We start from the raw sequence: 1130 nt of genomic DNA on the forward strand, positions 1-1130 counted from the left end.
GTTCTCTAATCGCCTCTGTCAATGCGCTCCTTCCTTGTCATTGATGTAGCGCGTGCCGGGCTCAGGGTTCTCTCCGGGGTCGATCGCAAGGATCGCCGCATGTTTGCGTTGGAACGGGTGGGTCGAAGTGGTGTTCGCGGTTCCGTTGGACCGCATGCCAGGGAGCGACCTCATCCGCGCAGCGTCCCGGCAGGACGCATCTCGGGAAACTGAGCTTGTGTAGGGCGGCGAGGCTCCTCCTCAGGCTGCAGCAGCCGCGTAGCGGAACGGCTCCTTCGTCTTCCACATTGCGTGGAGGATGACGGCGAGTTTGCGCGCCACCGCGATCTTTGCCTTCTTGAAGCCGGCGCCCTTGGCGATCCGCAGGCCCCAGGCCTTCAGAGAAGAGAAGCCAACCTGTCGCGTGAGGATCACATTGGCGGCTTCATATAGGTGGGTTCGCGTGAGCTTGTCACCGCGCTTCGAGACGCGTCCGTTTCGACTGACCTCCCCGGATTCATAGCGCCTGGGCGTGAGACCGAGATAGGCGCCAGCGCTGGAGGATCGACGGAAGCGAGAAGCATCGTCATAGGTCGAGGCAACCGACAGCGCGATCACGGCGCCAACGCCGGGAGCCGTCATGAACAGGCGGGCCATGGCATTCTGTTTCGCGGCAGCGCGGACGCGCGCGTCGAGAACCTTGATCCGCTCAATGATGGATCTGCGGGCCTCCATCATCGTCTCTACGATTGCCTTGATCTCGGGCGCGGCCGCCAACTCGCCGGAGACGATCTCCTCGGCGCGGCGGGCAAAGCCACCCACCTTCTTCCCGAACATGACGCCGAAGGTCTTCAATAGCCCTCGTATCTCGTTCTCGATCTTGCCGCGGACGCCGACCAGGAGATCACGTGCCGACAGAAGCGCCCGAGCAACGTAGGCGCCGTGACTCTTGATGCGGACTTCCTTGAACCATCCTGTGCGCACGATCTGAGCCAGGCCGGCAGCATCATGGCGATCCGTCTTGTTCGGCATCATCGAGAGGGCAGCATTTGCGTGTCGTGCATCGAGACACACGATCGACAGCCCCCGCTTCGTAAGTTCATTCCACAGCCAGACCGCTAACGGGCCAGTTTCCATGCCGATCCTCTCGA

General features: G+C 62.1%; 1 protein-coding gene. It reads right to left on the reverse strand.

Annotated elements, in window-relative coordinates:
- Window positions 1-240: 240 nt before the first annotated feature.
- Window positions 241-1130 (reverse strand): IS110 family RNA-guided transposase (locus tag C7I87_RS34850; RefSeq protein WP_210250688.1); only part of this gene is annotated, 890 nt, incomplete at its 5' end.

Origin of the sequence: Mesorhizobium sp. SARCC-RB16n (genome assembly GCF_008520305.1) — a bacterium.
GTDB lineage: Bacteria > Pseudomonadota > Alphaproteobacteria > Rhizobiales > Rhizobiaceae > Mesorhizobium.